The sequence below is a fragment of the Streptomyces sp. NPDC097129 genome, assembly GCF_055668065.1.
Genome location: NZ_JBVOQE010000122.1, coordinates 1 through 1,041, shown reverse-complemented (window position 1 = coordinate 1,041; position 1,041 = coordinate 1). Strand labels below are relative to the sequence as shown.

1 protein-coding gene is annotated in these 1,041 nt (G+C 62.6%); it reads left to right on the top strand.

What is annotated here, in order from left to right:
* Positions 1–22: 22 nt before the first annotated feature.
* Positions 23–1,041 (top strand): ABC transporter substrate-binding protein (locus AC0B9F_RS38560; protein ID WP_472010525.1); only part of this gene is annotated, 1,019 nt, incomplete at its 3' end.

Genomic DNA, 1,041 nt, shown 5'->3' with positions numbered 1-1,041 from the left:
AGACCTGTGTGCACCTCCAGGAGTGGGAGCTGCAACCGCGGCGCCCACCAATCTGGACGCGGCAGCGGGTGCGGGCGCCGAAGACCGCTACACCACGGCCACCGTCACCCCGGTCGATCAGATCGACACCTCGAAGCTGAATCTGATCAAACCCGGGGTCATCACGGTCGGCACGCTCGGTGACGCGCCCCCGAGCATCTGCGTCAACTCCGAGAATCAGTACACCGGATACGACAACGAGCTGCTGAAGGCCGTCGCGGACAAGCTGGGCCTGAAGGTCGAGTTCGTCGGCACCGAGTTCGCCGGTCTCCTCGCCCAGGTTGCCGGCCGACGCTTCGACGTCGGCTCGTCGTCCATCACCACCACGGACGACCGTCGCAACACCGTCGGCTTCACCAACGGTTACGACTTCGGATACTTCTCCCTCGTCGTGCCTAACGGCAGCCCGATCACCGGCTTCGGAGACCTGGATGCCTCCAAGCGCATCGGCGTCGTGCAGGGAACCGTGCAGGACGACTACGTCGTGAACACGCTCAAGCTCGATCCCGTGAAGTTTCCCGACTACGCCACGGCGTACGCGAACCTCAAGTCCGGACAGATCGACGCCTGGGTAGCTCCGTCTCAGCAGGCCGAAGGTGCAATCGCTCCCGGTGATCCGACCTCGATCATCCAGAACACCTTCTCGGTCAACAACTTCGTCGGCTGGGCGGTGAACAAGGAAAACCAGCCGCTGATCGACGCCCTCAACTCCGGCCTCGACGCAGTCATCGACGACGGAACCTGGTCTCAGCTGTACTCCGATTGGGTACCGCGCCAACTCCCTGAAGGCTGGAAGCCCGGATCCAAGGCCGCGGCCACTCCGGAACTGCCCGACTTCGCAGCCATTGCCGCGGAAAACGCAGCGAACGGCGACGGTGGCGATACCGCGTCGTACCAACCGAAGTCGACGCTCGAACAGCTCAAGGACACGTTCTTCGACTGGGATCTGTACAAGAAGGCATTCCCCGATCTCCTCAAGACCGGTCTTCCTAACACACTTAT